Here is a 25,721-nt window from a genome sequence, read left to right as displayed (position 1 = left end):
AAGTCCGCCGCGCGCCGTGGACGGACGCCGACGTGCCGCTCGGCGTGTCGGGGAGCGGTCAGGGCTGCGCGCGCGCCGTCGATTCCCGCACGCTCAAGGTCAGTGGTGGTCCGGGCCGTGACGCCAGCGGTGCAGTGGCGTCGATCTGCGCTCGCAGGAGTGTCGCCGCGCGCTGCCCGAGCTCCACGGTGTCGCGGGTCAGCGAGGTGATGGACGGCCGGACGAGCTGGATCATCGCCGAGTCGTCGAACGACACGATCGAGACGTCGGTCGGCACGGCGACGCCCATCTCGCTCGCGACCCCGAGTCCGGCGACCGCCAGGACGTCGTTGTCGTACACGATCGCCGTCGGTCGGCTGCTGCGGGACAGCAGGGTCCGGGTCGCACTCGCGCCGGCCTCGGCCGAGTAGTCGGTCGGGATCGACACGGCGTCCGTGAGCCCCTCGGCCGCCGCGAAGGCCCGGACCCGGCCGATCCGCATGGCGGTGTGCTCGAACTCGGGGCGCCCGGCGACGTGCGCAATCCGCCGGTGCCCGAGCGCGTGCAGGTACCGCAGGACCGTGTCGGTCGCGTCGCCGTCGTCGATCCACACGCTCGGTGCGGAGCCCTCGGGTGAGGGGTGGGAGCCGACGACGACCGCGGGCATGCCGAGTTCGGCGAGCAGGGTGAGCCGGTCGTCGTCGCGCCGCGGGTCGATGAGGACGACGCCGTCGACCCGGTGTCCACGCCACCACGCCCGGTAGGTCTCGAGTTCCTCGGCCGCGTCGCGCGCCACGAGCAGGTTCATCCCGACGTGGGTGCCGGCGAGCCCGAGCTGGATGCCGGAGATCAGGTCGCCGAAGAACGACTCGGTGCCGAGTGTGCGGGCCGGCCGGTTCAGCACGAAGCCGATCGAGCCGGCCTTCGCGCCGCCCAGGGCGCGTGCTGCGGTGTGTGGTTGCCAGTCGAGTTCGCGGGCGATCGCGCGGACGCGTTCGCGGGTCTCGTCGGACACGCCGGGGCGGTCGTTGAGGGCGAAGGAGACCGCGCTGACGGACACGCCGGCACGCGCGGCGATGTCGGAGATCGTCGTTCGACGGTTCGTGGCCACGGGCTTGACTATAGCGTTTTAGTCGTTCATAGTCACTGCCACAAGCGGGTTCAGGGACAGGAACTGAACCGGTTCAGCACGATGACCACGCAGGATGACGAGGGAGTCAGACGCCATGAGGACCACCACACGTGCGACGAGGAGCCGCGCCGCAGCGCTGCTCGCAGGAGCTGCCGCCACGGCACTCGTCCTGACGGGCTGCTCGAGCGGCGGCAACGCGGCCGACACCGGCAGCGGGGAGATCAGCGGGTCGATCACGCTGCAGACGTGGGCGCTCACGCCGACGTACACGGGCTACCTGAACGGGGTGATCGCCGACTTCGAGAAGGCCCACCCCGACGCGAAGGTCAAGCTGCAGGACCAGCCAGGCGACGGCTACGCCGACAAGGTGCTCAGCCAGGCGTCGTCGAACTCGCTGCCCGACGTCATCAACCTGCCGCCGGACATCGCCCTGCCGCTCGCGAAGCGTGGGTTCCTGCAGGACGTCGCGAAGGACGACACGAAGCTCGCGAGCACGTACGTCGCCGGCGCGCTCGATTCCTACAAGTACAAGGGCGTCGACGGAACGTTCGGCTACCCCTGGTACCTCAACACCGACGTCGACTACTGGAACGCGACGATGTTCGCGAAGTGCGGCCTCGACGCGAAGAACCCGCCGAAGACCACCGACGAGCTGTTCACGCAGGCGAAGACCATGCACGAGAACTGCCCGACCGACTACCTGATGAGCCGGAAGCCCGGTCTCGGCGACTTCACCCTGGCCGGCGTGAAGGTCCTCAACGCGGACGGCACGAAGTTCACCTTCGCCGACTCGTCGAAGGCCGCCGACCTGATCGAGCGCTACAAGGACGCATACCAGGACGGCTACATGCCCTCGAACGTGCTGAACAGCGACTACCTCGGCAACTCCACCCTGTTCACGCAGCAGAAGGTCGCCTGGACCACGGGCGGCGCCACCTCGCTCGCCGACTTCGAGAAGAACAACCCGTCGCTCAAGGGCAAGGTCACCGTCAGCCCGGCCCTCGACACCCCGCCGCTCTACGTGCAGGGCCTGTCGGTGTCCGCCAAGTCGAAGCACCTCGCCACCGCCGAGGCGTTCGCGAAGTTCATGACGAACGCGGAGAACCAAGAGGCGTTCGCGCACAAGGTCAACATCTTCCCGTCGACCACGTCGTCGCAGTCCGACCCGTACTTCTCGAAGGACGACGGCACCGTCAACGGCGAGGCCCGTGTCCTGGCGAACGAGGCCCTGAAGACCGCGAAGGTCCTCAACCCGGTCGAGGCGAACTCCGCGATGACGGACTTCCTCGACCAGCAGATCGCCCTCGCCATGAAGGGCCAGGTCGCGCCGGAGAAGGCGCTGCAGACGGCCCAGACCAAGATGAACAGCCTGCTGGCCAACGGCTGATGCGCGCCAACCGCTGGTTCACGCCCTGGCTGCTCGTCCTGCCGGCCCTCGTCTGGCTCGTCGCGTTCAGCCTCTGGCCGTCGATCAACACCGTCCGGCTGTCGTTCACGAACGCCAGCCCGCTGGGGGGCGTGAGCCAGTGGGTCGGGCTCAAGAACTTCGAGACCCTGCTCGCCGATCCGCAGGTGTGGGAGGCGCTGCTCAACAGCGTCATCTACATGGCGATCTGCCTGCCCCTGCTGACCGTGCTGCCGCTGCTCATCGCGGTGCTCGTCCAGCAGAAGCTGCCGGGGATCGCGTTCTTCCGCACGGCGTTCTACACGCCGGTCATCGCGTCGGCCGTGGTCGTCGGGCTCATCTGGACCTGGATCCTCGACGACCGCGGCGTCATCAACGAGATGGCGCAGGCGCTCGGCGTCGTGCAGGGCAGCGTCCCGTTCCTGACCGACCGGTGGCTGCTGCTCCTCAGCGCGATCAGCCTGACGGTCTGGAAGGGCCTCGGCTACTACATGATCATCTTCCTCGCGGCCCTCGGGAACGTCGGCAAGGACCTGCACGAAGCCGCCGCCCTCGACGGCGCCGGATCGGTGCGCCGGTTCTGGTCGGTCACCATGCCGGGGGTCCGCGGCACCATGACGCTCGTCGGGATCCTGGTCTGCGTCTCCGCGCTCCGGGTGTTCAGCGAGCTCTACATTCTCACCAACGGCACCGGTGGACCCGGCGGGCAGGACAACTCGCTCGTCATGCTCATCCAGCAGTACGCCCGCGGTTTCACCGGCAACCTCGGCTACGCGTCCGCCCTGAGCCTCCTGCTCTTCGTCGTGACGCTGATCCCGATGCTCGCCCTCGCGCGGATGAACAGCAAGGCGGACAAGTGACGAACACGACGACCACCGAACCCGCCCTGGGCGGGGCGCGCGGTGCAGCCAGCCCGACGCCGGACGTGACGGGCGCGACGGACGCGGGACGGGCCTCCCGGCCGAACGGACGAGACGGACGAGACGGACGCAAGCGCCGTCGCGCGGTCTGGGGTGTCATGTCCACCCGCGAGAAGGTCGTGCGCTACGTCCTGCTCATCGTGGTGCTCTTCATCACGATCGGCCCGTTCCTGTGGCAGCTGTCCACCTCGCTCAAGGGCGCCGGCGAGGACATCTACACCGCGAACCCGTCGTTCATCCCGACCGAGCCGACCATCGAGAACTACCTCAAGGTGGCCGCCGCGATCCCGGTGTGGCGCTACATCGGGAACTCGCTGCTCGTCGCCGCGATCGACGTGTTCGGCAACATCGTCTTCGCGACGCTCGCCGGCTTCGCCCTCGCGCGGCTGCAGTGGCGGCACCGCAAGCTCGTGCTCGGACTGTTCCTCGCCACCCTCGTCCTGCCCGGCGAGGCGACGATCATCTCGCAGTTCGTCACCGTCAAGGACCTCGGCCTCGCCGACAACCTGGTCGGCGTCGCCCTACCCGGCATGATCGCCGCACTCAACGTGCTGCTCATGTTCAACGCGTTCCGGCAGATCCCCGAGGAGATCGACCAGGCCGCGGTGATGGACGGTGCGAACGCGATGCAGCGGCTGCGGTACATCTCGTTGCCCGCCGTGCAGGGGACGATCGCCGTCATCGCGATCTTCTCGTTCATCGGGGCGTGGGACGACTTCCTGTGGCCGCTCATCGTGCTGCAGTCGCCGGAGAACCTCACCCTGACCGTCGGGTTGCAGTACCTGCAGGGCACGTTCGCGACCGACCAGCGCATGATCGCCGCCGGCACCATGATCGCGTTCATCCCGATCGCCGTGATCTTCGCCGTCCTGCAGCGCTTCTTCTTCAAGGGCGTCGAAGAGGGCGGTGTGAAGGGCTGATGCGCTTCGGGGTCAACTACACGCCCTCGGTTGGCTGGTTCCACTCGTGGCTCGACTTCTCACCGTCGGACACCGCCAGGGACCTCGAGGCGATCGCCTCGCTCGGCGCCGACCACGTGCGGATCTTCCCGCTCTGGCCGGTGGTCCAGCCGAACCGCACCCTCATCCGGGCGTCGGCACTGCAGGACGTCGCGACGGTCGTGGACATCGCCGGCTCGTTCGGACTCGACGTCAACGTCGACGCCCTGCAGGGGCACCTGTCGAGCTTCGACTTCGTGCCGTCGTGGCTGGACAGCTGGCACCGTCGGAACATGTTCACCGACCCGGACGTCGTCGCGTCGACCGCGGCGTACGTCCGGGCGCTCGCCGCAGCGGTCGCGGACAAGCCGAACCTGCTCGGCATCACCATCGGCAACGAGGTGAACCAGTTCGCGCACGCGCCGCACCCCGCCCCGCACGACATCACGGCGGAGCAGGGGCACGCGTGGGCGGCAGCGATGGTCGCGGCGGCACGGTCCGGGCTCGCGTCCGGTCCGCCCGGTTCGGCAGGTTCGGCAGGTTCGTCCGGCCTGGAGGCCCGGGTCGACTCGTCCGCGTCGGCTCCGTCCGGCAGTGGGTCGCGTCCACGGCCGTTGGTCACCGTCGCGCAGTACGACGCGGCCTGGTACGACGACGCGCAGCCGTTCGGACCGGAGCACGCGGCGGACCACGGTGACGCCACCGTCACGCACTCGTGGGTGTTCAACGGCTCGGCCGCCCTGCACGGCGCACTCGGACCGGGATCGGTGCGGCACGGGGAGTACCTGCTCCAGCTCGCCGCCGCGTGGAACCGCGACCCCGCACGGCCGAACTGGCTGCAGGAAGTCGGGGCGCCCACCAACGTCGTCGCCCCGGAGGACGCCGCCTCGTTCACCGAGCAGACCATCCGGCACGTGCTCGGGGCGCAGGAGGTGCTCGGTGTCACGTGGTGGTGCTCGCACGACGTCGCCAGGTCGCTCGCCGACTTCCCGGAGCTCGAGTACGACCTCGGGCTCTTCACCAACGACGGCCGGATCAAGCCCGCGGGAGAGGCCTTCGCGGCCGTCGCACGGTCGGGCGCCACCGACACCGCTGCTGCGCCGCCGGCCACGGCGCTCGTGCTCGACGACGTGCTGCCCGACGGCTCGGACCGACACGGGATGCGTGCCGACTGCGCCCCCGGCGGACGGTTCGCCGCCGCCTGGCTCGCGGTCGCGTCGGCCGAACCGGACGGTCGCGGCCCGCAGGTCGTCCTGCGGTCTCGGCTCGGCGACACCGGGATGCTCGCCGCCCGTGGCATCGACCGCTGCGCCGATGTGCCCGCCGAGCTGGACTCCACCTCCATCCGCGTCGCGCACCCCGCGACCACGCGCTGACCCGCGACCACGCCCCGACCCTGGAAGGCTCCATGCACGACGACATCCCCCTCACCACCGGACGGGCCCGCCGGGTCCTCGACGAGCGCATCACGCCGGCGGTGCACGCCACCGCCGTGCCGTTGGAGACCGCCTGGCACGAGCTGCCGGGGGAGCCGATCCCGCCGGCGCAGGGACTCGCGCTCGAGTTCACGCCGTACGAGGTCGGCACACCCTGGGGTGCGGCCTGGGGGACGACCTGGTTCCGGCTGACCGGGACGGTGCCGAGCGAGTGGGCCGGACGCCGGGTGGAAGCCGTCGTCGACCTCGGCTTCGACAAGAACATGCCGGGGTTCCAGTGCGAGGGCCTCGTGTACCTGGCCGACGGCACGCCGGTGAAGTCGATCAACCCGCGCAACCAGTGGGTGCTGCTGACGGAACGGGCCGAGGGCGGCGAGAGGATCGAGCTCTTCGTCGAGGCGGCGTCGAACCCGGTCCTGCTCGACTACCACCCCTTCCTCGTCACGCACGAGGGCGACGTCCAGACCTCGTCGTCGAAGCGGCTCTACACCTCGCGCCGGATGGACCTCGCCGTGTTCGAGTCCGAGGTGCACGAACTCGCGCTCGACATCGACGTCCTGCTCGAGCTGCAGGCCGAGCTGCCCGAGGGACCGCGACGGATGCGGATCCTGCAGGCCCTCGACGACGCGCTGGACCGACTCGACCTGCAGCACATCGCTGCGACCGCGGGTGACGCGCGTGCGGCGCTCGCCGACGTACTCGCCGCCCCCGCAGAATCCTCGGCGCACACGATCTCGGCGATCGGCCACGCCCACATCGACTCCGCCTGGCTCTGGCCGGTCCGCGAGACGATCCGCAAGGTCGCCCGCACCACCTCGACGATGACCGAGCTCATCGACCAGACCGACGACTTCCTGTACGGCATGTCGAGCGCGCAGCAGTACGCCTGGATCAAGGAACACCGCCCCGAGGTCTACGCCCGGGTGCAGGCCGCCGTCGAGGCCGGTCGGTTCCTGCCGATCGGCGGCATGTGGGTCGAGTCCGACACCGTGATGCCGACCGGTGAGAGCATCGTCCGCCAGTTCTCGCAGGGGCAGCGGTTCTTCGAGCGCGAGTTCGGCATCCGGCCCAAGGGTGTCTGGCTGCCGGACAGCTTCGGGTACTCGCCGGCGCTGCCGCAGCTCATGCGCCGTGCGGGCTTCGAGTGGTTCTTCACGCAGAAGATCTCGTGGAACCAGGTCAACAAGTTCCCGCACCACACGTTCCTGTGGGAGGGCATCGACGGCTCACGGGTGTTCTCGCACTTCCCGTCGATGGACACCTACAACTCGCGCCTGTCCGGCAGCGAGGTCGCGAAGGCCTCCCGCCAGTTCCGTGAGAACCGGCTCGCCACGGGCTCGATCGCACCGGTCGGCTGGGGCGATGGCGGCGGCGGCACGACCCGCGAGATGACCGGCACGGCTGCGCGGCTCGCCGACCTCGAGGGCAGCGCGAAGGTCCGGTGGGAGCACCCGGACACGTTCTTCGACCGGGCGAAGTCCGAGCTGACCGATCCGCCCGTGTGGGTGGGGGAGCTGTACCTCGAGCTGCACCGCGCCACCCTGACCAGCCAGCACGGCACCAAGCAGGGCAACCGCCGGTGCGAACAGCTCCTCATCGAGGCCGAGCTCTGGGCCACGACCGCCGCCGCACGCAGCGACTTCGCCTACCCGTACGACGAGCTCGACGCCCTGTGGCAGCAGGTGCTGCTCCAGCAGTTCCACGACATCCTGCCGGGCACCTCGATCGCCTGGGTGCACCGCGAAGCCGAGGCGAAGTACGCCGAGACGGCCGCGGCGCTGACCGCGATCATCGGCCAGGCGCTCTCGGCGCTCGCCGGTACCGGGCAGGCAGCCGTCGTCGTGAACCCGGCCCCGTTCCTCCAGGCCGGCGCACCCGCGCAGGGCGCGGTCCTGGCGACCGACGTGGCGGAACCGACCGCTGTCACGCTGACGGAGCAGGACGGCGGGTACGTGCTGGCGAACGAGCTGGTGCGCGTCACGGTCACCGATCAGGGACTCGTCACGAGCGCCGTCGACCTGGCCAGCGGGCGCGAGGCGATCGCCGCCGGGCAGGCCGCGAACCTGCTGCAGCTGCACCAGGACTTCCCGAACATGTGGGACGCGTGGGACGTCGACCGGTACTACCGGAACCGGGTCGAGGACCTGGTGGACGTCTCGTCGCTCGAGGCCTCGGTCGACGACGCCGGTGTCGCCCGGGTCGTCGTGTTCCGGTCCTTCGGCGACTCGACCGTGCGGCAGGAGATCGTCCTCGCACCGGACTCCCGCACGCTCGAGTTCGACCAGACGACCGACTGGCACGAGACCGAGAAGTTCCTCAAGGTCGCGTTCCCGCTCGACGTCCGCGCCGAGCACACCGTCGCCGAGACGCAGTTCGGGGCGCAGAAGCGGGTGACCCACACGAACACCTCGTGGGAGGCCGCGAAGTTCGAGACGTCGATGCACCGCTACGTGCTGGTGTCCGAGCCGGGCTTCGGCGTCGCGCTCGTGAACGACTCGATCCACGGGTTCGACACCACCCGCGACGCCGTCGACGGGCACGTCACCACCACCGTGCGGCTGTCCCTGCTGCGCGCACCGCGGTTCCCCGACCCTGAGACCGACCAGGGCGTGCAGACACACCGGTACGGGATCGTCATCGGGACCGACCAGCTCGGGGCCACCGCGGCGGGCGTCCGGATGAACGCCGGCGCGCGGACCCTCATCGGGGCGCACGGGTTCGCGCCGCTCGTGCGGGTGTCCGGCGGGGTCGTGCTGTCGAGCGTCAAGCTCGCCGACGACCGCTCCGGCGACCTGGTCGTGCGGGTGTACGAGCCGGTGGGGCGGCGGGGGACCGGCGGGATCGAGGTCGACGGGCCGTTCGGACCGGCTGCCGAGGTCACCCTGCTCGAAGAGCCGTTGACCGACACCGATGCGTCGTCGTTCGCCGTCGACGCGTACGAGGTGCGGACCTTCCGGTTCCCGCGCGTCTGAGACCCCGGTCGGCGACCGCCGGCCGGTTCATCACTCGAAGAGGAGTGTCATGAAGAAGTCCATGAAGTTCGGGATCGTGGCGGCCATCGCCGCGATGGTGGCGGCGCCGCTGATGCCGTCCGCAGCGACGGCCGCGCCCGGTGCGGCCGCCGCGACTGCCGTCGGCACTGCCGCCGGCACCAAGTCCGGGCCGACGAGCATCGCCTACGTCGAGGTCAACAACGACCAGCTCGCGAACGTCGGCCGCTACACGCTGTCCGGCGGTGCGAACGCCTTCGACGTCGCGATCATCTTCGCGGCGAACATCAACTGGAACGGCTCCAAGGCAGTTCTGGTCAACAACGACAAGGTGCAGGCGACCCTCGACAACGCTGCCACGCAGATCAAGCCGCTGCAGGCGAAGGGCATCAAGGTGTCGCTGTCGGTCCTCGGCAACCACCAGGGTGCGGGCATCGCCAACTTCCCGACCCAGGCCGCGGCGTCGGACTTCGCGTCCCAGATCGCCGCCACCGTGTCGAAGTACGGACTCGACGGCGTCGACCTCGACGACGAGTACTCCGACTACGGCGCGAACGGCACCCCGCAGCCGAACCAGCAGTCGATCGGCTGGCTCATCACCGCGCTGCGTGCCCAGATGCCCGGCAAGCTCATCTCGTTCTACGACATCGGCCCGGCCTCGTCCTCGCTGTCGTCGTCGAGCAGCACCGTCGGCTCGAAGCTCGACTACGCCTGGAACCCCTACTACGGCACGTACTCGGCGCCGTCGATCCCGGGGCTCGGCAAGGACCGGTTGTCCGCTGCGGCGGTGGACATCCAGAACACCTCGCAGTCGACGGCGGTGTCGCTCGCGCAGCGCACGAAGGCGGACGGGTACGGCGTCTTCATGACGTACAACCTGCCGGGAGGCGACAAGTCCGCCTACGTCTCCGCCATGACGCAGCAGCTCTACGGGCAGGCCGCGTCGTACCGCTGACGCGTTCGCGCTGACGGCAGCTCGCGCCCCGTGCTCCCCGGTTCCGGCCTGGAAACACGGGGCGCGTCCGTCGTCCACGTCCCGCTGGCTCCGAGGAGGCACCAGTTCCTCCTCGCGCTTGACGGTTCCGGTTCGCAGATCCCGGTGATCGTGAACCGGAACCGTCACGGACCGAGATCGGAACCCGGTCCGGCGCGTTCGACGACGCGGCCGTACGATCGCGACATGGAGCTCGAGTTCCGCGGTGAGGTGATCGAGTGGCGCGGCCCGTCACCGTTCTTCTTCGCCGTCGTGCCGCCGGACGCCGCCGAGGTCATCGCCGACCTCGCGCCGATGCTCACCTACGGCTGGGGTGTGATCCCTGCCCGGGTGACGATCGGCGCCGTGACCTGGACCACCTCGTTGTTCCCGAAGGACGGCGGGTACCTCGTGCCGTTGCGTGCGGCGGAGCGCAAGCATGCCCGGGTGGAACTCGGCGACGCCCCGCAGATCACGCTCGAACTCGGCAGTCCCTGACGACGCACGGTGCGCGCGTGTTCGCCTCGTGCGACGTTGATCGCTCGGTGCGCCGGAACAACCTCGCACTGAGCAAGCAACCGTGCACGGGCCGGAGAACACTGCACCGTGCGGCGACCGTAGACAGAGGGAGGAACGAGAGAGGGGATGACGGGAATCGAACCCGCGTGGCCAGTTTGGAAGACTGGGGCTCTACCATTGAGCTACATCCCCGCGCTGCGCACGTGTCGCAGCCCGACCATCGTAGCGGACGAACGAGTACCGGACGAACGAGCACGACATGCCAGGGCGCGTCATCCCCAAGCCGGACGCCGGCGCCGAGCGCACGATCCGCTGGTCGCGCGTGGTCTCCTACGCGCTGGTGGTCCTCGCCGCGATCGTGTTCTCGATGCGCCCGGAGCTGTTCGGCGATCCGCAGTCGCAGCCCGCGCACGCCCTGCTGCACGTGTGGCGGATCGTCGTCGGCATCGTGCTCGCTGTCGCGGCGCTCGGGGTCCAGGTGGTGGTCGGCGTGCGGTGGCGCAACGGCCTGCGACGCGCCGCAGCGGACGAGTGACGTCCCTCCCGGGAACCGCGCACCGGGGGACCGCTAGACTCATCGGCGTCGCATGCGCCCTTCGGCGCGCGCGGACACCCTGGCCCAGTCAAACGGGGCGTAGCTCAGCTTGGTAGAGCGCCCGCTTTGGGAGCGGGAGGTCGCAGGTTCAACTCCTGTCGCCCCGACCAGGTCCTCGAGAACCATCGACCACACGAACGTCAACCAACAGGAGAACATCCCGTGGCCACCAGCACCGTCGACAAGGTGAGCGACACCCGCGTCAAGCTCACCGTGAACGTGACGCCGGAAGATCTCAAGCCGAGCATCGACCACGCGTACAAGCACATCGCCGAGCAGATCAACATCCCCGGCTTCCGCAAGGGCAAGGTCCCGCCGGCGATCGTCGACCAGCGCGTCGGCCGTGGCGAGGTCCTGAACCACGCCGTCGGTGACGCCATCGACAACTTCTACCGCCAGGCGGTCGAAGAGCAGGAGCTGCGCATCCTCGGCCGTGCCGAGGCCGACGTCGCCGAACTGCCGAACCTCGCCGACTTCGCGGGCGACCTCGTCCTCACCTTCGAGGTCGACGTCCGTCCCGAGTTCGACCTGCCGGACTACTCCGCGTACGAGCTCACCGTCGACGCCGTCGAGGTGTCGGACGACGAGATCGAAGAGGAGCTGCAGAACCTGCGCACCCGCTTCGGCACGCTCGTGACCGTCGACCGTCCGGCGAAGACCGGCGACTTCGCGCAGATCGACCTGACCGCCAGCATCGGCGACGACGAGGTCGACTCGGCCACCGGCGTCTCCTACGAGATCGGCTCCGGCGACCTGCTCGAGGGCATCGACGAGGCGCTCGAGTCCCTGACCGCCGGCGAGTCGACGAACTTCGAGTCGAAGCTCGTCGGTGGCGACCGCGAGGGCGAGACCGCCCAGATCGCCGTCACCGTCACAGCCGTCAAGGAGCGCGAGCTCCCCGAGGCCGACGACGAGTTCGCCCAGATCGCCAGCCAGTTCGACACGATCGACGAGCTCAAGGCGGACCTGAAGGAGCAGATCGCGAAGTCCAAGACCTTCGGTCAGGGCGCCGCGGCTCGCGACAAGCTCGTCGAGAAGCTCATCGAGGACGTGAACATCCCGATCTCGGAGCAGCTCATCGAGGACGAGGTGCACCGTCACCTCGAGCAGGAGAACCGCCTCGAGGACGACGAGCACCGCAAGGAGGTCTCCGAGTCCAGCGAGAAGGCCTTCCGCTCGCAGATCCTCCTCGACTCCATCGCCGAGAAGGAGGAGATCCAGGTCTCCCAGGAGGAACTGACCCAGTACCTCATCCAGGCTGCTGCGCAGTACGGCATGGAGCCGGCCGAGTTCATCAAGGTCATCGACCAGAACGGCCAGATCCCGGGCATGGTCGGCGAGGTCGCCCGCTCGAAGGCGGTCGCGACCGTCCTGTCGAAGGTGACCGTCAAGGACACCAACGGCGACGCAGTCGACCTGTCCGCCTTCACGGCGGGCGTCGCGCAGGCCCCTGCTGAGGACGCCGAGTAACGAACTCGACGCCACCAGCGATACAGACGGGAGGCACGGTGCCAGCTGGCACCGTGCCTCCCGTCTCGTCTTTTCCGCACCACCGCATTGCTGTCGGCGAACACACGCGAAGTGGTGCGTTGCAACCGATAAGTTCGACAACAAGCGACAACTGAACGGGAGCTTTTCCATGGCCGAAGCAACACTGAACCCCAGTGTTTTTGACCGCCTTCTGAGAGACCGGATCGTGTGGCTCGGCTCCGAGGTCCGCGACGACAACTCGAACGAGATCGCAGCCAAGCTGCTGCTGCTCGCCGCCGAGGACCCTGAGAAGGACATCTACCTCTACATCAACTCGCCCGGTGGCTCGATCACCGCCGGTATGGCGATCTACGACACGATGCAGTTCGTCCCGAACGACATCGTCACCGTGGGCATCGGCCTGGCCGCGTCGATGGGACAGTTCCTGCTGTCCTCCGGCACGCCGGGCAAGCGCTACATCACGCCGAACGCCCGCGTCCTGCTGCACCAGCCGTCCGGCGGGTTCGGCGGCACCGCTGCCGACATCCAGACGCAGGCCAAGGTCATCCTCGACATGAAGCAGCGCATGGCGGAGCTCACGGCCGAGCAGACCGGCAAGTCGATCGAGCAGGTCCTCAAGGACAACGACCGCGACAACTGGTTCAGCGCGCAGGAAGCCCTCGAGTACGGCTTCGTCGACCACCTGCGTGCCTCGTCGGCCGAGGTCGTCGGCGGTGGTGGCACCGTCGGTGACGGCGCGACGCCGACCGCGGCTGCCGACCCCGACGCCCAGTCCTGACCCCCACCGAAGAAAAGGAAACGAGAATGCATCTCCCAATGCTCGGTGGCGCGCAGAACGTCCCGGCTCCCTCTGATCGGTACATCCTGCCGAGCTTCGAGGAGCGCACGGCCTACGGCTACAAGCGCCAGGACCCGTACGCGAAGCTCTTCGAGGACCGCATCGTGTTCCTCGGTGTCCAGGTCGACGACGCGTCGGCTGACGACGTCATGGCCCAGCTGCTCGTGCTCGAGTCGATGGACCCCGACCGCGACATCGTCATGTACATCAACTCGCCCGGTGGCTCGTTCACCGCGATGACGGCGATCTACGACACGATGCAGTACATCCGTCCGCAGATCCAGACGGTCTGCCTCGGTCAGGCTGCCTCGGCCGCGTCGGTGCTCCTCGCCGGTGGCACGCCGGGCAAGCGTCTGGCTCTGCCGAACGCCCGCGTGCTCATCCACCAGCCCGCTGTCCAGCAGGGTGGCGGCCAGGCGTCGGACATCGAGATCCAGGCGGCGGAGATCCTCCGCATGCGCACCTGGCTCGAGGAGACGCTGTCGAAGCACTCCAACAAGACGCCGGCGGAGATCAACCACGACATCGAGCGCGACAAGATCATGTCCGCGCAGGAAGCCGTGGAGTACGGCCTGATCGACCAGGTCCTCACCAGCCGCAAGAACCTGCCGGCGCTCGTCAAGTAGCACCAGCAGGAACGACGAAGGCCCCGCACCGATCGGTGTGGGGCCTTCGTCGTGCGGCGGTGTCAGTCTTCGGTGTCGTCCGTCTCGGGCGCGGGGCGGCGCCGCAGGAGCAGCAGGACCGCGACGACCGCGGCGACGAGGACGACGCCTCCGGCGCCGATCCAGAGCGCGTCGGTCGCGGCCGAGTCGGTGTCGCCAGAGGCGGTGCCGGTGGTGGCGGCCGCGGTGGAGTCGTCTCCCGCGGTGGCGCAGGTCGGCGGCGTGGTCGATCCCGAGGCCGCGGAGAAGCCGGACGGGGCCTTCCACGTGAAGGCGTACTCGTCGGAGACGGTGTGGCCGTCGGCGGAGACGATCTGCCACTCGACGGTGTACTTCCCCGAGTCGCCGAGGGCGGCGGGCGTGGTCATCGAGGGGCCGTCGATGTCGACGCAGCCGTCCTCGTAGTACTTCCCGTCCGGGCCCACGACCCGGAAGGCGAAGCCAGACCCGGAGTCGCCGATGTCGAGCAGCTTGTCGTTCGTGGTGATCTCGAACGCCTTCGGCAGGCTCGTGAGTGTGCCGCCGACCTCCGGGGTGGACGCGATCAGGTAGTTGTGCGCGCTGGCGGGACCCGCGAGCCCGAGGACCGCACCGCCCGCGATCGCGACGGCCGCGGCGGACCCGGCCACGAGCCTCCAGGCAGAGGACCGCAGCCGAGTCCGACGCGAGCCGCGTTGCGTCACTTGGCGGAGCTCCGACGACGCGTGCCGGCGACGGCGACGACCAGGGCGACGGCGCCGAGCGCCAGACCGCCCAGGCCGAGGAAGCGGCCGACCAGGTCGGGGTCCGCGGGGGTCGTCGAGCCGGCTGCGGCCTCGGCGGTCGGGGTGGTGGCGACCGGGTCACCGTCGTCGTCCGTGGCCTCGGCCGCGGTCAGCGTGATCGAGGGGGCCGGGTGCTCGGGCTCGGCCTCGCCGGCCTGCTGCTCCTGGTTCCACTCGACCGAGCCCTTCTCGCAGGTCTGGATCGCGGGGAACTCGACGAGGTCGCCGGCCTTGCCGTCCGGCAGCGAGAAGGAGAGGGCGAAGGTGTCGCGCTCGTCGGCGGGGAGCGGGGTCTTCGCGGTGTAGGTGATGCTCGTGACGCGCTCGGCGGCGTCCTCGGCGTGCTCACCGTCGGCCGCGGCGGAGGGGCTCGTGTACGGCTCGGTCGCCTTCGTGATCTTCCAGTTCGGGTTCACGGTGGGGGTGACCTCGATGACGGACTCCGGCACCTGGAACTCGATCTTCGTGGTGGGGGAGCCGTCGCAGCCGTGCGGGACCGAGAAGGTCGCCGTGGTGTACGAGTTCGCGGCGGTCGAGGTGGCCGTCGCGGACACGTGCGCGCTGGCTGCGCCGGCGGTGCCGAGGACGATGACGGCCACGGCGCCGAGGGTGACGGCGCCGCCGGCGGCGAGACGCTTCTGCATGGGGATCCTTCGATGGTCGGGACGGTGTTTCTACAACTTGTAGAGAAGACTGGATCACGGTAGCAGGCCCGAACGCCCTGGGCGAACGCGCGCGCGAAATCCCGCGGCGCCGCACGGTCGGTGTCACCGGTTGCGGTTAGGCTCGTGTCCACGACGAGGTGCCCACCAGCAGCGGTGCACCAGCGGCCGGTGCGAGTGCGCGGGCCGGCACGTCCAACCAGGGAGGCACGGCAATGGCACGCATCGGAGAGAGCGGGGACCTCCTCAAGTGCTCCTTCTGCGGCAAGAGCCAGAAGCAGGTCCAGCAGTTGATCGCCGGTCCGGGTGTCTACATCTGCGACGAGTGCGTCGAGCTGTGCAACGAGATCATCGAGGAGCGTCTGGCAGAAGCCGGCGAGGACACCTCGAGCGGTGACTTCGAACTGCCGAAGCCGCGGGAGATCTTCGACTTCCTGCAGGAGTACGTCATCGGGCAGGACCCGGCGAAGCGCGCCCTCGCCGTGGCCGTCTACAACCACTACAAGCGCATCCGTGCGCAGGGGCAGATCACCGCTGCCGAAGACCGCGACGACATCGAGATCGCGAAGTCGAACATCCTGCTCATCGGCCCGACCGGCTGCGGCAAGACCTACCTGGCGCAGACCCTGGCGAAGCGCCTCAACGTGCCGTTCGCCGTTGCCGACGCCACCGCCCTGACCGAGGCCGGCTACGTCGGTGAAGACGTCGAGAACATCCTGCTCAAGCTGATCCAGGCCGCCGACTACGACGTCAAGCGCGCCGAGACCGGCATCATCTACATCGACGAGGTCGACAAGATCGCCCGCAAGGCCGAGAACCCGTCGATCACGCGCGACGTCTCCGGCGAAGGCGTGCAGCAGGCGCTGCTCAAGATCCTCGAGGGCACCGTCGCGTCGGTCCCGCCGCAGGGTGGTCGCAAGCACCCGCACCAGGAGTTCATCCAGATCGACACGACGAACGTCCTGTTCATCGTGGCCGGTGCGTTCGCCGGGCTCGAGGACATCGTGTCCTCGCGCGTCGGCAAGCGGGGGATCGGCTTCGGGGCGCCGCTGCACAGTGCGACCGACCACCAGGACCTGTACTCCGAGGTCCTGCCGGAAGACCTGCACAAGTTCGGCCTGATCCCCGAGTTCATCGGTCGTCTGCCCGTCGTCACCACGGTGTCGCAGCTCGACCAGGCAGCGCTCATGCAGATCCTGACCGAGCCGAAGAACGCGCTGATCAAGCAGTACCAGCGGATGTTCCAGATCGACGGCGTCGAGCTCGAGTTCGACCAGGGTGCGCTCGAGGCGATCGCCGACCTGGCCGTGCTGCGCCAGACCGGTGCCCGTGGTCTGCGCGCCATCCTCGAAGAGGTCCTCGGCCCGGTGATGTTCGACGTCCCGTCCGACGACGACGTCGCCCGCGTGGTGATCACCCGCGAGTCCGTGCTCGAGAACGCGGCGCCGACCATCGTGCCCCGGCCGCGGGCGAAGCGCGTCGAGAAGTCGGCGTAGCGCCCCGCTCGCGACGAAGCCCCGCACCGGATCGGTGCGGGGCTTCGTCGTGGTGGGGCGGTCGGCGCGGTCCGCGGATCGACGTCTGGTTCTTCCCATGACGGCTGCGATGGAAAGTGGGATCGGGCGTAGCTGGTCGGAAGTTCCGACCAGGTACGCCCGATTCGACGCGGTACGCCCGGAAGCGCCCGGTCCCGTAGCGCCCTACTCGAGGCCGCGGCGACGCAGCAGCGGGCCGACCTCGGCATCGCGGCCGCGGAAGTCGCGGTACGCCTCGAGCGGGTCCTTCGCGCCGCCGACACCCAGCAGCCGTTCCGCGAAGCGCCGACCGGCCGCACGGTCCAGCCCGCCGTTGTCGCGGAACCACTCGACCGTGTCGGCGTCGAGCACCTCGGACCAGATGTAGCCGTAGTACCCGGCGTCGTACCCGCCCGAGAACGTGTGCGCGAAGTACGTCGACGAGTAGCGCGGCGGCACGGCCTCGACGGCGATCCCGGCGGCGGCGAGGGCGTTCCGCTCGAAGTCCTCGACGGACGTGACCGCAGCGGCGTCTGCGGAGGACAGCCGGTGCCACGCCTGGTCGAGGAGCGCCGCGGCCAGGTACTCGGTCGTGCCGAAGCCCTCGTTGAAGCCCTCGGACTCGCTCAGGCCCAGGACGAGCTCGGGCGGCAGTGGGGCACCGGTCTCGTGGTGCTTGGCGTAGTTCGCCAGGACCGACGGCCACGACACCCACATCTCGTTCACCTGGCTCGGGAACTCGACGAAGTCGCGCTCGACGTTGGTGCCCGAGAACCGGGGGTAGGTGGTGCGGGCGATCAGGCCGTGCAGCGCGTGGCCGAACTCGTGGAAGAGCGTCTCGACCTCGTCCTGGATGAGCAGCGTCGGCGACCCGGGGGCCGGCTTCGCGACGTTGAGGTTGTTCACCACGACGGGCAGCGTGCCGAGCAGCTCGGACTGCTCGACCACGGGGTTCATCCACGCGCCGCCGCGCTTGCCGTCGCGCGTGTACAGGTCGAGCAGGTAGAGCCCGACGGGTTCGTCGTCGTCGCCGGTGACCTCGAAGACACGGACCTCGTCGTTGTAGCCGTGCAGGTCCGGGCGCTCGGTGAAGGTCAGGCCGTAGAGGGCGCCCGCGGCGTGGAAGACACCGTCGTGCAGGACCCGGTCGGCCTCGAAGTACGGTCGGAGCGCGGAGCTGTCCGCGGCGAACTGCTCGCCGCGCAGGATCTCGGTGGCGTACGCCCAGTCCCACGACTCGATGTCGAACCCGACCGTGCGGGACCGGACGGCCCGCTCGTCGTCGGCGTTCCGGGCTGCAGCGCCGACGAGCGACGACAGCAGGCCGTCGACAGCTTCGGGGGTCTTCGCCGTCTCGTCGGCGGTGACGACGGCGGCGTGGTTCGGGAACCCGAGCAGTTCGGCGCGCTCGGCACGGAGCCGCACGATGCGCAGCAGGACCTCGCGGTTGTCGTACTGGTTGCCGCGGCGGCCGCGGGCGAGCGAGGCGCGCATGATCCGCTCGCGCAGGTCGCGGTTCGCGAGCGACGGCAGCCACGGGTGGCCGGTGTAGAGCGGCAGGGTGATGAGCCAGCCCTCGAGGCCGCGGTCCGCAGCGGAACCGGCAGCGGCGGACTTCGCACCGTCGTCGAGTCCCTCGAGCTCGGCTTCGTCGGTCACGTGCACAGCGGAGTCGTTGGTGTCCTCGAGCAGGTTGCGCTCGAACGTGGTCGTGAGCGTCGACAGCTCTTGGTTGATCGCGGTCAGGCGCTCCTTGCCGGCGTCGTCGAGCCCGGCGCCCGCCAGGGTCATCTCCGCGTGGGTGCGTTCGACCAGGCGGAGCGCTTCGCCCTCGAGCCCGGCGGCTGCGGCGCCGTCGAGCACGGACTGCACGCGGGCGTAGAGCCGCGAGTCCAGCGTGATCGCGTCGCGGTGGGCCGCGAGCAACGGCGAGACCTCGGCCTCGAGGTCGTGCAGCTCCGGCGTCGAGTCCGCCGACGACAGCGTGAAGAACACGTGACTGACACGGGTCAGCAGCTGCCCGGAGCGCTCGAGGGCGATGAGGGTGTTCTCGACCGTCGGTGCGTGCGGATCGGTGGCGATGGACTCGACCTCGGCACGCTGCTCGGCCATGCCGGCCTCGAAGGCCGGTCGGTAGTGCTCGAGTCGCACGTCGCCGAAGGGCGGCAGGGCGTAGGGGAGGGTGCTCGGGACGTCGAACGGGGTTGCCATGGCAACCACCCTACGGACGTCGCGCCGCGACGGGGCGGACGGGAGGCCCGTGGCGGCCTGGCCCCGCGCCTCTCCCCACCGGCACGGCCGTCGCGCCGCTGGCGCGTCGCACCGGAACCGGCGGCGTGGGCCCAGTCCGCCCTGTGGTCGCGTTCCTTCCCATCGCGACCGGACTGGAAAGCGGAATCGGGCGTACCTGGTCGAAAGAAACGACCAGGTACGCCCGGAACAACCAGGTACGCCCGGAACGACCAGGTCAGCGGGACGGCCCCGTGGCGGCGTCGATCAGCGTCGACGCGGCACGGCGGGCGTGCGCCGCGGGCTCCGTGGTGCCGGCGATGGCAGCAGTGGTCTGCGCGCCCTCGGCGAGCAGGGCGAGCTGTGCGGCGAGTTCCTCGGCTCGGTCGGGATCGGCGACGACCTCGGCGGTCAGCTCCTGCACGAACCGCTGGAACGAGTCCTTGTGGTCGCGGGCGATCTCGGCGACCGCGGGCGAGGTCGCGCCGAGCTCCCCGAAGGCGTTGATGAACCCGCAGCCGCGGAACGTGTCGTCGCCGAACCACGACTCGAGGAAGTCGTACACGGCGAGCAGCTTGTCACGCGGGCTCGTGGCGGCCTCGACCGCACCGTGCACGCCGCGCTCCCACAGGTCGTGCCGCCCGGACAGGACGGCCGCGATGAGCTGCTCCTTGCCGGGGAACGCCGCGTAGAGCTTCTTCAGCGAGACGCCTGCGCCCGTGCGGATCTCGTCCATGCCGACGGACTGGATGCCGCGCGCGTAGAACAGCTGGTCGGCGACGTCCACGATGTGTGCGCGGACGTCGGCGTCGACCGTGCTGATGGTGCTGGTTGCCATGACGTACCCCGTTCGCTGCGTGTTCACCGTTCCCGAGTTGCGCCGGGAACGATCGTTCTCTAGTGTAAGGCACATCGACGGAGAACGGACGTTCTCCGCGAGGCTCAGGGAAGGAAACGATCATGGGTGCCATCACCGTCGGAACCGAGAACAGCGTCGACATCGAACTCCACTACGAGGACAAGGGAACCGGTCAGCCGATCGTGCTGATCCACGGCTTCCCCCTCGACGGCAACTCGTGGGAGGGCCAGACCCCGGCCCTCCTCGAGGCCGGCTACCGCGTGATCACGTACGACCGCCGCGGCTTCGGGCAGTCCTCGCAGCCGAGCGCCGGCTACGACTACGACACCTTCGCCGACGACCTGCACACCGTCCTCGAGACCCTCGACCTGCGCGACGTGATCCTGGTCGGCTTCTCGATGGGCACCGGCGAGATCGCCCGCTACATCGGCCGCCACGGACAGGACCGCATCGCGAAGGTCGCGTTCCTCGCCTCGCTCGAGCCCTTCCTGGCCATCACCGACGACAACCCCGACGGCGCCGGCCCGATGTCGTTCTTCGAGGGCATCGCCGCCGACGTCAAGAAGGACCGGTACGCGTACTTCACGAACTTCTACCAGGACTTCTTCAACCTGTCGGAGAACCTCGGCTCGCGCATCTCGGAAGAGGCCGTCCGCAACGCCTGGAACATCGCCGCTGGCTCGGGTGCGATCGCGTCCGCCGCAGCACCGCTGACCTGGCCGACCGACTTCCGTCAGGACATCCCGAAGGTGACCGTCCCGGCGCTCATCGTGCACGGCACGGCGGACAACATCCTGCCGATCGACGCCACCGGTCGCCGCTTCACCAAGGCGCTGCCGGCCGCGAAGTACGTCGAGATCGAGGGCGCCCCGCACGGCCTGCTCACCACGCACACCGCCGAGGTGAACGAGGTCCTGCTCACCTGGCTCGCCGAGTAGCCGCTCGCATCGTGAGCAGAAATGGTCGGGTTCCCACCGGGGACCCGACCATTTCTGCTCACCGAGCATCCTCGCCCCGCGTCAGTCCTCTTCCGCGGCGTCGTCGGGGTTCGTGACCTGGGCGTGCCCTGCATCGTCGAGGTGGATCGAGGTGCCGTCGTCGAGCTCGACGATCGGCTTGCCCTCGAGGAACGTCAGGGTCCAGCCCCAGGTCCCCGTGTCGACCGACTCGGCCGCCAGTTCGTCCTCGACCCCGCGCACGGCGACGACCATCGCTTCGGGCAGTCGCGCAGGCGGCTCCCCACCCACGCTCCATCGTGTGCCCAACTGCATCCGTGCCTCCTGTCCGGTGGTGGACGGGCCGGGTCGCCGACGCGACCCGGCCCGGACGACCGACGTTACGCCTGCTGTTCCGCCAGCTCGATCTCGGTGACGGCGAGCTCGTCGCCGTCGACGAACGACAGGTTCTCGATGCGGCCGACGGCCGCCAGGTCGACCGCCGCGCGCTCGATGAGCGCCCGCGTCTCGGCCGGCGCCGCGACGACGGCACGCGTGACGGGCGTCTTCTGGGACGCCTTCGCCGACGTCTTCGCGCCGCGGATCCCGATGAGCGCCTGTCCGACGGCCGCGAGCAGCCCGGTGGGGGCCGCGTCGGTGGGCAGGTCGGCAGCGGTCGGCCAGGAGGCCCGGTGCACGCTGGTCTCGTGGGTCCAGGCCCACACCTCTTCCGTCGCGTACGGGAGGAACGGTGCCAGCAGTCGGAGCAGCACGTCGATCGCGCCGCGCAGCGCCAGGACCGCGCTCGCCTGGGTCTCGTGCGTCGCGTCGGCCGCCGTGCCGTAGGCACGTTCCTTCACGAGCTCGAGGTAGTCGTCGCAGAAGGTCCAGAAGAACCGCTCCGTGATCTCGAGCGCGCGGGCGTGGTCGAAGCCGTCGAACGCGGCGGTGGCCTGCTCGACGACCGCACCGAGCTCGGCGAGCATGTCGACGTCGAGTGCCTCGGTCACGCTCGTGGCGCCCTCTGGCAGGGGGAAGCCGTAGACGAACTTGGCGGCGTTCAGGACCTTGATCGCCAGACGACGTCCGACCTTGATCTGCTTCGGGTTCTGCGGGTCGAACGCGGCGTCGGTGCCGAGCTTCGACGAGGCCGCCCAGTAGCGGACCGCGTCGGCACCGTGCTGCTCGAGGATCGACAGCGGCGTGACGACGTTGCCCTTCGACTTCGACATCTTCTTGCGGTCGGGGTCGACGATGAAGCCGGAGATGCTCGCGTGCTTCCACGGCACGGTGTCCGCTTCGAGCTGGCTGCGGAGCACCGTCGTGAAGAGCCACGTGCGGATGATGTCCTGCGCCTGCGGGCGGACGTCGTACGGGTACACCAGGTCGTACAGCGCCGGGTCGGTCTCCCACTTGCCCGCGAGCTGCGGGGTGAGCGACGAGGTGGCCCAGGTGTCCATGACGTCGAGCTCGCCCTGGAACCCGCCGGCGACGCCGCGCTGGTCCTCGGAGTAGCCGGGTGCCGGGTCCGACGACGGGTCGACGGGCAGCTGCGCCTCGGTCGGGACGATCGGCTGGTCGAACACCGGGTTGCCATCGGCGTCGAGCGGGTACCAGACCGGGATCGGCACGCCGAAGAAGCGCTGGCGCGAGATGAGCCAGTCGCCGGACAGGCCACCGACCCAGTTGTCGTAGCGGACGCGCATGAAGTCGGGGTGGAACGCGATCTCCTCGCCGCGGGCGCGGAGCGTCGTCTTCAGGGCTTCGTCGCGGGCGCCGTTGACGATGTACCACTGGCGGGTCGAGACGATCTCGAGGGGCTTGTCGCCCTTCTCGAAGAACTTCACCGGGTGGTTGATCGTCTTGACGTCGCCGACGAGCTCGCCGGACTCGGTCAGGGCGTCCACGACGACCTTCTTCGCCGAGAACACGGTCTTGCCGGCCATCTCGGCGTAGAGCGCCTTGCCGGTCGCCGACTCGATCCACGCGGGCTCGTCGGAACGGACACGGCCGTCGAAGCCGAGGATCGCGCGGTTCGGCAGCTGCAGCTCGCGCCACCAGACCACGTCGGTGGTGTCGCCGAAGGTGCAGACCATCGCGATGCCGGCACCCTTGTCCTTCTGCGCCAGGTGGTGTGCGAGCACCGGGACCTCGACGTCGAACAGGGGGGAGCGGACCGTGGTGCCGAACAGGTCCTGGAACCGCTCGTCGTCGGGGTGCGCGACGAGGGCGACGCACGCCGGCAGCAGCTCGGGACGGGTCGTCTGGATCACGACGTCGTCGCCGCCGTCCGCACGGTGGAAGGCGATGCCGTGATACGCGCCGGGCATCTCCTTGTCCTCGAGCTCGGCCTGCGCGACCGCGGTGCGGAACGTGACGTCCCACAGGGTCGGGGCGTCGGCCTGGTAGGCCTCGCCGCGCTCGAGGTTGCGGAGGAAGGCGCGCTGCGCGCTCGCCCGCGAGGTGTCGTCGATGGTGCGGTACGACTGCGTCCAGTCCACCGACAGGCCGAGGGTGCGGAAGAGCTCCTCGAACTGCTGCTCGTCCTGCACCGTGAGCTGGTCGCACAGCGCGATGAAGTTGCGGCGCGAGATCGGCAGCTGGTCGGCGGCCTTCGACGACTTGCCGTCGCCGCCCTCGAACGGCGGCGTGAAGTCGGGGTCGTAGGGGAGCGTCGGGTCGCAGCGGACGCCGTAGTAGTTCTGCACGCGGCGCTCGGTCGGCAGGCCGTTGTCGTCCCAGCCCATCGGGTAGAAGACGTGCTTGCCCCGCATGCGCTCGAACCGCGCCTTGAGGTCGGTGTGCGTGTACGAGAAGACGTGCCCGATGTGCAGCGACCCGGAGGCGGTCGGCGGCGGGGTGTCGATCGAGTAGACGGCGTCGCGGTGGCCGGCGGCGTCACGGTCGAAGCGGTAGGTGCCGTCCTGCTCCCAGACCGGCCCCCAGACCTGCTCGAGTCCGTCGACGCTGGGCTTCTCGGGCATGGGCTTGGTCATGGCTGCGCCTTCCGTGCGTGTGTGCGGCACCGAGTCCGTGATGAGGTGCCTGAGTGTCCCCGGTCGATGCGAGGTGCCCCAATCGTAGCGGGCGGGACCGACGCCGCTCACGAGTGCTGGGAGCGACGATTACCACACCGACCTGTCGGACACGCCGGAGACCTGGTAGTCTGTCGGAGTTTGTCCGGCGAGCGCGGGTTCGCAGGAACTGCACCGTTGCCGTCCGCCGGACGCCCGAAGGACGCACCGCACACCGGAGGAACGACTTGGCACCGAACGACGCACCCCACCCGCACGGCGATCGGCCGTTGCCGCACGGCGACCGACCGCTGCGCTCGAAGGGCGCTGCGAAGCGCGCTCGGCGCAAGCTGACGAAGGACGACGTCACCGTCGTCGAGGAGTCGCTGCTCAAGCGCGCCGTGGCGGCCGCCGCCCTCGGCAACGCGATGGAGTGGTTCGACTTCGGCATCTTCGCGTACCTGACCGTCACGATCTCGCAGGTCTTCCTGCCGCAGGGCGACCCGGCCGCGAACATCGTCGCGACCTTCGGCTTCTTCGCCGCGGCGTTCATCGTCCGACCCATCGGCGGCGCCGTCTTCGGCCCGATCGGCGACCGGATCGGCCGGCAGAAGGTCCTCGCGCTGACGATGATCCTGATGGCCGCCGGCACGCTGATGATCGGCCTGATCCCGTCGTACGACTCGATCGGCTTCTGGGCCCCGGTCCTGCTGCTCGTGGCCCGCTTCGTGCAGGGCTTCTCGACCGGCGGTGAGTACGGCGGCGCCGCGACCTTCATCGCCGAGTACTCGCCCGACAAGCGCCGTGGGTTCATGGGCTCGTGGCTCGAGTTCGGCACCCTGGCCGGCTACGTGCTCGGCGCGTCGATCGTCACCGGCCTGCAGTTCGGCCTGTCCGAGGACGCCCTGCTCAGCTGGGGCTGGCGCATCCCGTTCATCATCGCGGGCCCCCTCGGTCTGATCGGGCTGTACCTGCGTCTCAAGCTCGAGGAGACCCCGGCCTTCCAGAAGCAGCAGGAGCAGGCCGCCGAGCGTGAGGGGCAGAAGACCCCGTTCCTCAAGCTCTTCGCCGAGAACTGGCGCGCGCTCATCATCTGCATCGGCCTGGTCCTGGTCTTCAACGTGACCGACTACATGCTGCTGTCGTACATGCCGACCTACCTCGAGCAGAACCTCGGCCAGAACGCCACGTTCGGCCTCATCCTGATCGTCGTCGTGATGCTGCTCATGATGGTCGTCATCACGTTCGGTGGCCGGCTGTCCGACAAGTTCGGTCGTCGCCCGGTGCTCGCCGCCGGCTGCATCGGCTTCATCCTGCTGTCCTGGCCGGCCCTCAAGCTCGTCCAGACCGGCACGGGCGTCGGGGTGTTCTCCGGCCTGCTCATCCTCGGTGTCGTGCTCGTCACGTTCACCTCGACCATGCCGTCGACGCTGCCCGCGCTGTTCCCGACGATCATCCGCTACGGCGCCCTGGCGATCGCGTTCAACGTCTCGGTGTCGCTGTTCGGTGGGACCACCCCGCTCGCGACCTCGGCGCTCATCAACGCCGCGAAGGACGCCGGCTACGGCTGGGCCGAGGACATCCCGGCCTTCTACCTGATGCTGGCCGCCGTCATCGGGCTCGTCGCGGTGTACTTCACCAAGGAGACCGCCGCCACGCCGCTCATGGGCTCCGGCCCGACGGTCGGTTCCGAGGACGAGGTCGCCGGCGTGATCGACGACTACAACGACCCGAACTCGGAGTTCGCGCAGTCCGACTGGGCGAAGGAGTTCGCGACGAGTGAGATCCCGATCATCTCGGGTGACGCTGCGAAGAAGGAGTCCGCCGACTCCTGACCCCGGGGCCGCCCCGCGGCAACCCGCC

The 25,721-nt window shown here is 69.3% G+C and carries 21 protein-coding genes and 2 tRNA genes; 15 read left to right on the top strand and 8 right to left on the bottom strand.

Translation table 11 applies throughout. The annotated features are described in order from the left end of the window. Nucleotides 1–58: 58 nt before the first annotated feature. Nucleotides 59–1,090 carry a LacI family DNA-binding transcriptional regulator gene (locus EDF53_RS13115; protein WP_123293982.1) on the bottom strand — a complete coding sequence of 344 codons (1,032 nt, stop codon included), beginning with the start codon at nucleotides 1,088–1,090 and terminating at the stop codon, nucleotides 59–61. 115 nt (nucleotides 1,091–1,205) lie between these two features. Between EDF53_RS13115 and EDF53_RS13110 the strand changes: the two genes are divergently transcribed. The 7 genes from EDF53_RS13110 to EDF53_RS13080 all read left to right on the top strand — a co-directional run bounded on the left by EDF53_RS13110 (nucleotide 1,206) and on the right by EDF53_RS13080 (nucleotide 10,271). Beyond that, a complete protein-coding gene (locus EDF53_RS13110) occupies nucleotides 1,206–2,498 on the top strand; it encodes an ABC transporter substrate-binding protein (protein ID WP_123293981.1) in 1,293 nt (430 codons plus the stop codon). Further along, the gene (locus EDF53_RS13105) at nucleotides 2,498–3,376 is read left to right on the top strand and encodes a carbohydrate ABC transporter permease (protein ID WP_111084508.1); all 879 of its coding nucleotides are present in this window, start codon (nucleotides 2,498–2,500) and stop codon (nucleotides 3,374–3,376) included. Before EDF53_RS13110 ends, EDF53_RS13105 begins: the two co-directional genes overlap by 1 nt. Further along, the gene (locus EDF53_RS13100; protein WP_207906643.1) at nucleotides 3,373–4,356 is read left to right on the top strand and encodes a carbohydrate ABC transporter permease; all 984 of its coding nucleotides are present in this window, start codon (nucleotides 3,373–3,375) and stop codon (nucleotides 4,354–4,356) included. The genes EDF53_RS13105 and EDF53_RS13100 overlap by 4 nt, the downstream gene beginning before the upstream one ends. Continuing rightward, on the top strand, nucleotides 4,356–5,750 hold the full coding sequence (locus EDF53_RS13095) for a cellulase family glycosylhydrolase (RefSeq protein WP_123293980.1): 1,395 nt from the start codon (nucleotides 4,356–4,358) through the stop codon (nucleotides 5,748–5,750). The genes EDF53_RS13100 and EDF53_RS13095 overlap by 1 nt, the downstream gene beginning before the upstream one ends. Before the next feature lie 32 nt (nucleotides 5,751–5,782). Further along, nucleotides 5,783–8,782, top strand: a complete 3,000-nt coding sequence (locus tag EDF53_RS13090) for a glycoside hydrolase family 38 C-terminal domain-containing protein (protein ID WP_123293979.1) — start codon at nucleotides 5,783–5,785, stop codon at nucleotides 8,780–8,782. 49 nt (nucleotides 8,783–8,831) lie between these two features. After that, the gene (locus EDF53_RS13085; RefSeq protein ID WP_123293978.1) at nucleotides 8,832–9,755 is read left to right on the top strand and encodes an endo-beta-N-acetylglucosaminidase H; all 924 of its coding nucleotides are present in this window, start codon (nucleotides 8,832–8,834) and stop codon (nucleotides 9,753–9,755) included. A gap of 225 nt (nucleotides 9,756–9,980) precedes the next feature. After that, nucleotides 9,981–10,271 carry a DUF1905 domain-containing protein gene (locus EDF53_RS13080; protein ID WP_123293977.1) on the top strand — a complete coding sequence of 97 codons (291 nt, stop codon included), beginning with the start codon at nucleotides 9,981–9,983 and terminating at the stop codon, nucleotides 10,269–10,271. A 142-nt stretch (nucleotides 10,272–10,413) separates the two neighbouring features. Here the strand turns inward: EDF53_RS13080 and EDF53_RS13075 are convergent. Then, nucleotides 10,414–10,484 (bottom strand) — tRNA-Gly (locus EDF53_RS13075). 67 nt (nucleotides 10,485–10,551) lie between these two features. Between EDF53_RS13075 and EDF53_RS13070 the strand changes: the two genes are divergently transcribed. From EDF53_RS13070 to EDF53_RS13050, 5 genes are all read left to right on the top strand, one after another. After that, on the top strand, nucleotides 10,552–10,827 hold the full coding sequence (locus tag EDF53_RS13070; protein WP_123293976.1) for a hypothetical protein: 276 nt from the start codon (nucleotides 10,552–10,554) through the stop codon (nucleotides 10,825–10,827). Nucleotides 10,828–10,920: 93 nt separating this feature from the next. Further along, nucleotides 10,921–10,997, top strand: a tRNA-Pro gene (locus EDF53_RS13065). A gap of 52 nt (nucleotides 10,998–11,049) precedes the next feature. Continuing rightward, nucleotides 11,050–12,357, top strand: coding sequence for a trigger factor (gene tig, locus EDF53_RS13060; protein ID WP_159572754.1), 1,308 nt, complete (start codon nucleotides 11,050–11,052; stop codon nucleotides 12,355–12,357). Between the two features lie 169 nt (nucleotides 12,358–12,526). Next, the gene (locus tag EDF53_RS13055) at nucleotides 12,527–13,156 is read left to right on the top strand and encodes an ATP-dependent Clp protease proteolytic subunit (protein ID WP_111084515.1); all 630 of its coding nucleotides are present in this window, start codon (nucleotides 12,527–12,529) and stop codon (nucleotides 13,154–13,156) included. Nucleotides 13,157–13,182: 26 nt separating this feature from the next. Further along, nucleotides 13,183–13,842 (top strand): ATP-dependent Clp protease proteolytic subunit, encoded by a 660-nt coding sequence (locus EDF53_RS13050; RefSeq protein ID WP_111075987.1) that lies wholly within the window; start codon nucleotides 13,183–13,185, stop codon nucleotides 13,840–13,842. A gap of 62 nt (nucleotides 13,843–13,904) precedes the next feature. On the opposite strand, the gene EDF53_RS13045 is transcribed toward EDF53_RS13050, so the two are convergent. Together EDF53_RS13045 and EDF53_RS13040 are read right to left on the bottom strand one after the other, a co-directional pair. Continuing rightward, nucleotides 13,905–14,510, bottom strand: coding sequence for a copper resistance CopC family protein (locus EDF53_RS13045; protein WP_185021041.1), 606 nt, complete (start codon nucleotides 14,508–14,510; stop codon nucleotides 13,905–13,907). Between the two features lie 50 nt (nucleotides 14,511–14,560). Beyond that, nucleotides 14,561–15,289, bottom strand: coding sequence for a YcnI family protein (locus EDF53_RS13040; RefSeq protein ID WP_123293973.1), 729 nt, complete (start codon nucleotides 15,287–15,289; stop codon nucleotides 14,561–14,563). Between the two features lie 233 nt (nucleotides 15,290–15,522). On the opposite strand from EDF53_RS13040, the gene clpX reads away from it, so the two are divergent. Then, nucleotides 15,523–16,803, top strand: coding sequence for an ATP-dependent Clp protease ATP-binding subunit ClpX (clpX, locus tag EDF53_RS13035; RefSeq protein ID WP_111084519.1), 1,281 nt, complete (start codon nucleotides 15,523–15,525; stop codon nucleotides 16,801–16,803). A 204-nt stretch (nucleotides 16,804–17,007) separates the two neighbouring features. Here clpX and EDF53_RS13030 read toward each other — a convergent pair whose 3' ends face one another. Further along, nucleotides 17,008–19,032: a M3 family metallopeptidase gene (locus tag EDF53_RS13030; protein WP_123293972.1), complete on the bottom strand. Its 2,025-nt coding sequence runs from the start codon at nucleotides 19,030–19,032 to the stop codon at nucleotides 17,008–17,010. Nucleotides 19,033–19,288: 256 nt separating this feature from the next. Then, nucleotides 19,289–19,888, bottom strand: a complete 600-nt coding sequence (locus EDF53_RS13025; protein WP_123294189.1) for a TetR/AcrR family transcriptional regulator — start codon at nucleotides 19,886–19,888, stop codon at nucleotides 19,289–19,291. A gap of 122 nt (nucleotides 19,889–20,010) precedes the next feature. Between EDF53_RS13025 and EDF53_RS13020 the strand changes: the two genes are divergently transcribed. Next, complete coding sequence (locus EDF53_RS13020; RefSeq protein WP_123293971.1) at nucleotides 20,011–20,847, top strand: alpha/beta fold hydrolase; 837 nt, start codon at nucleotides 20,011–20,013, stop codon at nucleotides 20,845–20,847. Nucleotides 20,848–20,928: 81 nt separating this feature from the next. Here the strand turns inward: EDF53_RS13020 and EDF53_RS13015 are convergent, their stop codons facing one another. Together EDF53_RS13015 and valS are read right to left on the bottom strand one after the other, a co-directional pair. After that, nucleotides 20,929–21,180 carry a hypothetical protein gene (locus EDF53_RS13015; RefSeq protein ID WP_123293970.1) on the bottom strand — a complete coding sequence of 84 codons (252 nt, stop codon included), beginning with the start codon at nucleotides 21,178–21,180 and terminating at the stop codon, nucleotides 20,929–20,931. Nucleotides 21,181–21,245: 65 nt separating this feature from the next. Beyond that, nucleotides 21,246–23,840, bottom strand: a complete 2,595-nt coding sequence (valS, locus tag EDF53_RS13010; RefSeq protein WP_260215650.1) for a valine--tRNA ligase — start codon at nucleotides 23,838–23,840, stop codon at nucleotides 21,246–21,248. Between the two features lie 266 nt (nucleotides 23,841–24,106). Here valS and proP point away from each other — a divergent pair, with 266 nt between their 5' ends. Further along, entirely contained in the window at nucleotides 24,107–25,693 is a 1,587-nt protein-coding gene (gene proP / locus EDF53_RS13005) for a glycine betaine/L-proline transporter ProP (RefSeq protein ID WP_243648893.1), read from the top strand. The last annotated feature ends 28 nt before the right edge of the window (nucleotides 25,694–25,721 follow it).

Origin of the sequence: Curtobacterium sp. PhB78 (assembly GCF_003751685.1) — a bacterium.
Lineage (GTDB): Bacteria > Actinomycetota > Actinomycetes > Actinomycetales > Microbacteriaceae > Curtobacterium.
This window is presented reverse-complemented; position numbering and strand designations above follow the sequence as displayed.

Bases quoted from the DNA above. Each gene is read 5' to 3' on its own strand.
- EDF53_RS13110 (WP_123293981.1), top strand. From the start codon at position 1,206: ATGAGGACCACCACACGTGCGACGAGGAGCCGCGCCGCAGCGCTGCTC.
- EDF53_RS13105 (WP_111084508.1), top strand. From the start codon at position 2,498: ATGCGCGCCAACCGCTGGTTCACGCCCTGGCTGCTCGTCCTGCCGGCC.
- EDF53_RS13095 (WP_123293980.1), top strand. From the start codon at position 4,356: ATGCGCTTCGGGGTCAACTACACGCCCTCGGTTGGCTGGTTCCACTCG.
- EDF53_RS13090 (WP_123293979.1), top strand. From the start codon at position 5,783: ATGCACGACGACATCCCCCTCACCACCGGACGGGCCCGCCGGGTCCTC.
- EDF53_RS13085 (WP_123293978.1), top strand. From the start codon at position 8,832: ATGAAGAAGTCCATGAAGTTCGGGATCGTGGCGGCCATCGCCGCGATG.
- EDF53_RS13080 (WP_123293977.1), top strand. From the start codon at position 9,981: ATGGAGCTCGAGTTCCGCGGTGAGGTGATCGAGTGGCGCGGCCCGTCA.
- EDF53_RS13070 (WP_123293976.1), top strand. From the start codon at position 10,552: ATGCCAGGGCGCGTCATCCCCAAGCCGGACGCCGGCGCCGAGCGCACG.
- EDF53_RS13055 (WP_111084515.1), top strand. From the start codon at position 12,527: ATGGCCGAAGCAACACTGAACCCCAGTGTTTTTGACCGCCTTCTGAGA.
- EDF53_RS13050 (WP_111075987.1), top strand. From the start codon at position 13,183: ATGCATCTCCCAATGCTCGGTGGCGCGCAGAACGTCCCGGCTCCCTCT.
- EDF53_RS13040 (WP_123293973.1), bottom strand. From the start codon at position 15,289: ATGCAGAAGCGTCTCGCCGCCGGCGGCGCCGTCACCCTCGGCGCCGTG.
- clpX (WP_111084519.1), top strand. From the start codon at position 15,523: ATGGCACGCATCGGAGAGAGCGGGGACCTCCTCAAGTGCTCCTTCTGC.
- EDF53_RS13030 (WP_123293972.1), bottom strand. From the start codon at position 19,032: ATGGCAACCCCGTTCGACGTCCCGAGCACCCTCCCCTACGCCCTGCCG.
- EDF53_RS13025 (WP_123294189.1), bottom strand. From the start codon at position 19,888: ATGGCAACCAGCACCATCAGCACGGTCGACGCCGACGTCCGCGCACAC.
- EDF53_RS13020 (WP_123293971.1), top strand. From the start codon at position 20,011: ATGGGTGCCATCACCGTCGGAACCGAGAACAGCGTCGACATCGAACTC.
- EDF53_RS13015 (WP_123293970.1), bottom strand. From the start codon at position 21,180: ATGCAGTTGGGCACACGATGGAGCGTGGGTGGGGAGCCGCCTGCGCGA.
- valS (WP_260215650.1), bottom strand. From the start codon at position 23,840: ATGACCAAGCCCATGCCCGAGAAGCCCAGCGTCGACGGACTCGAGCAG.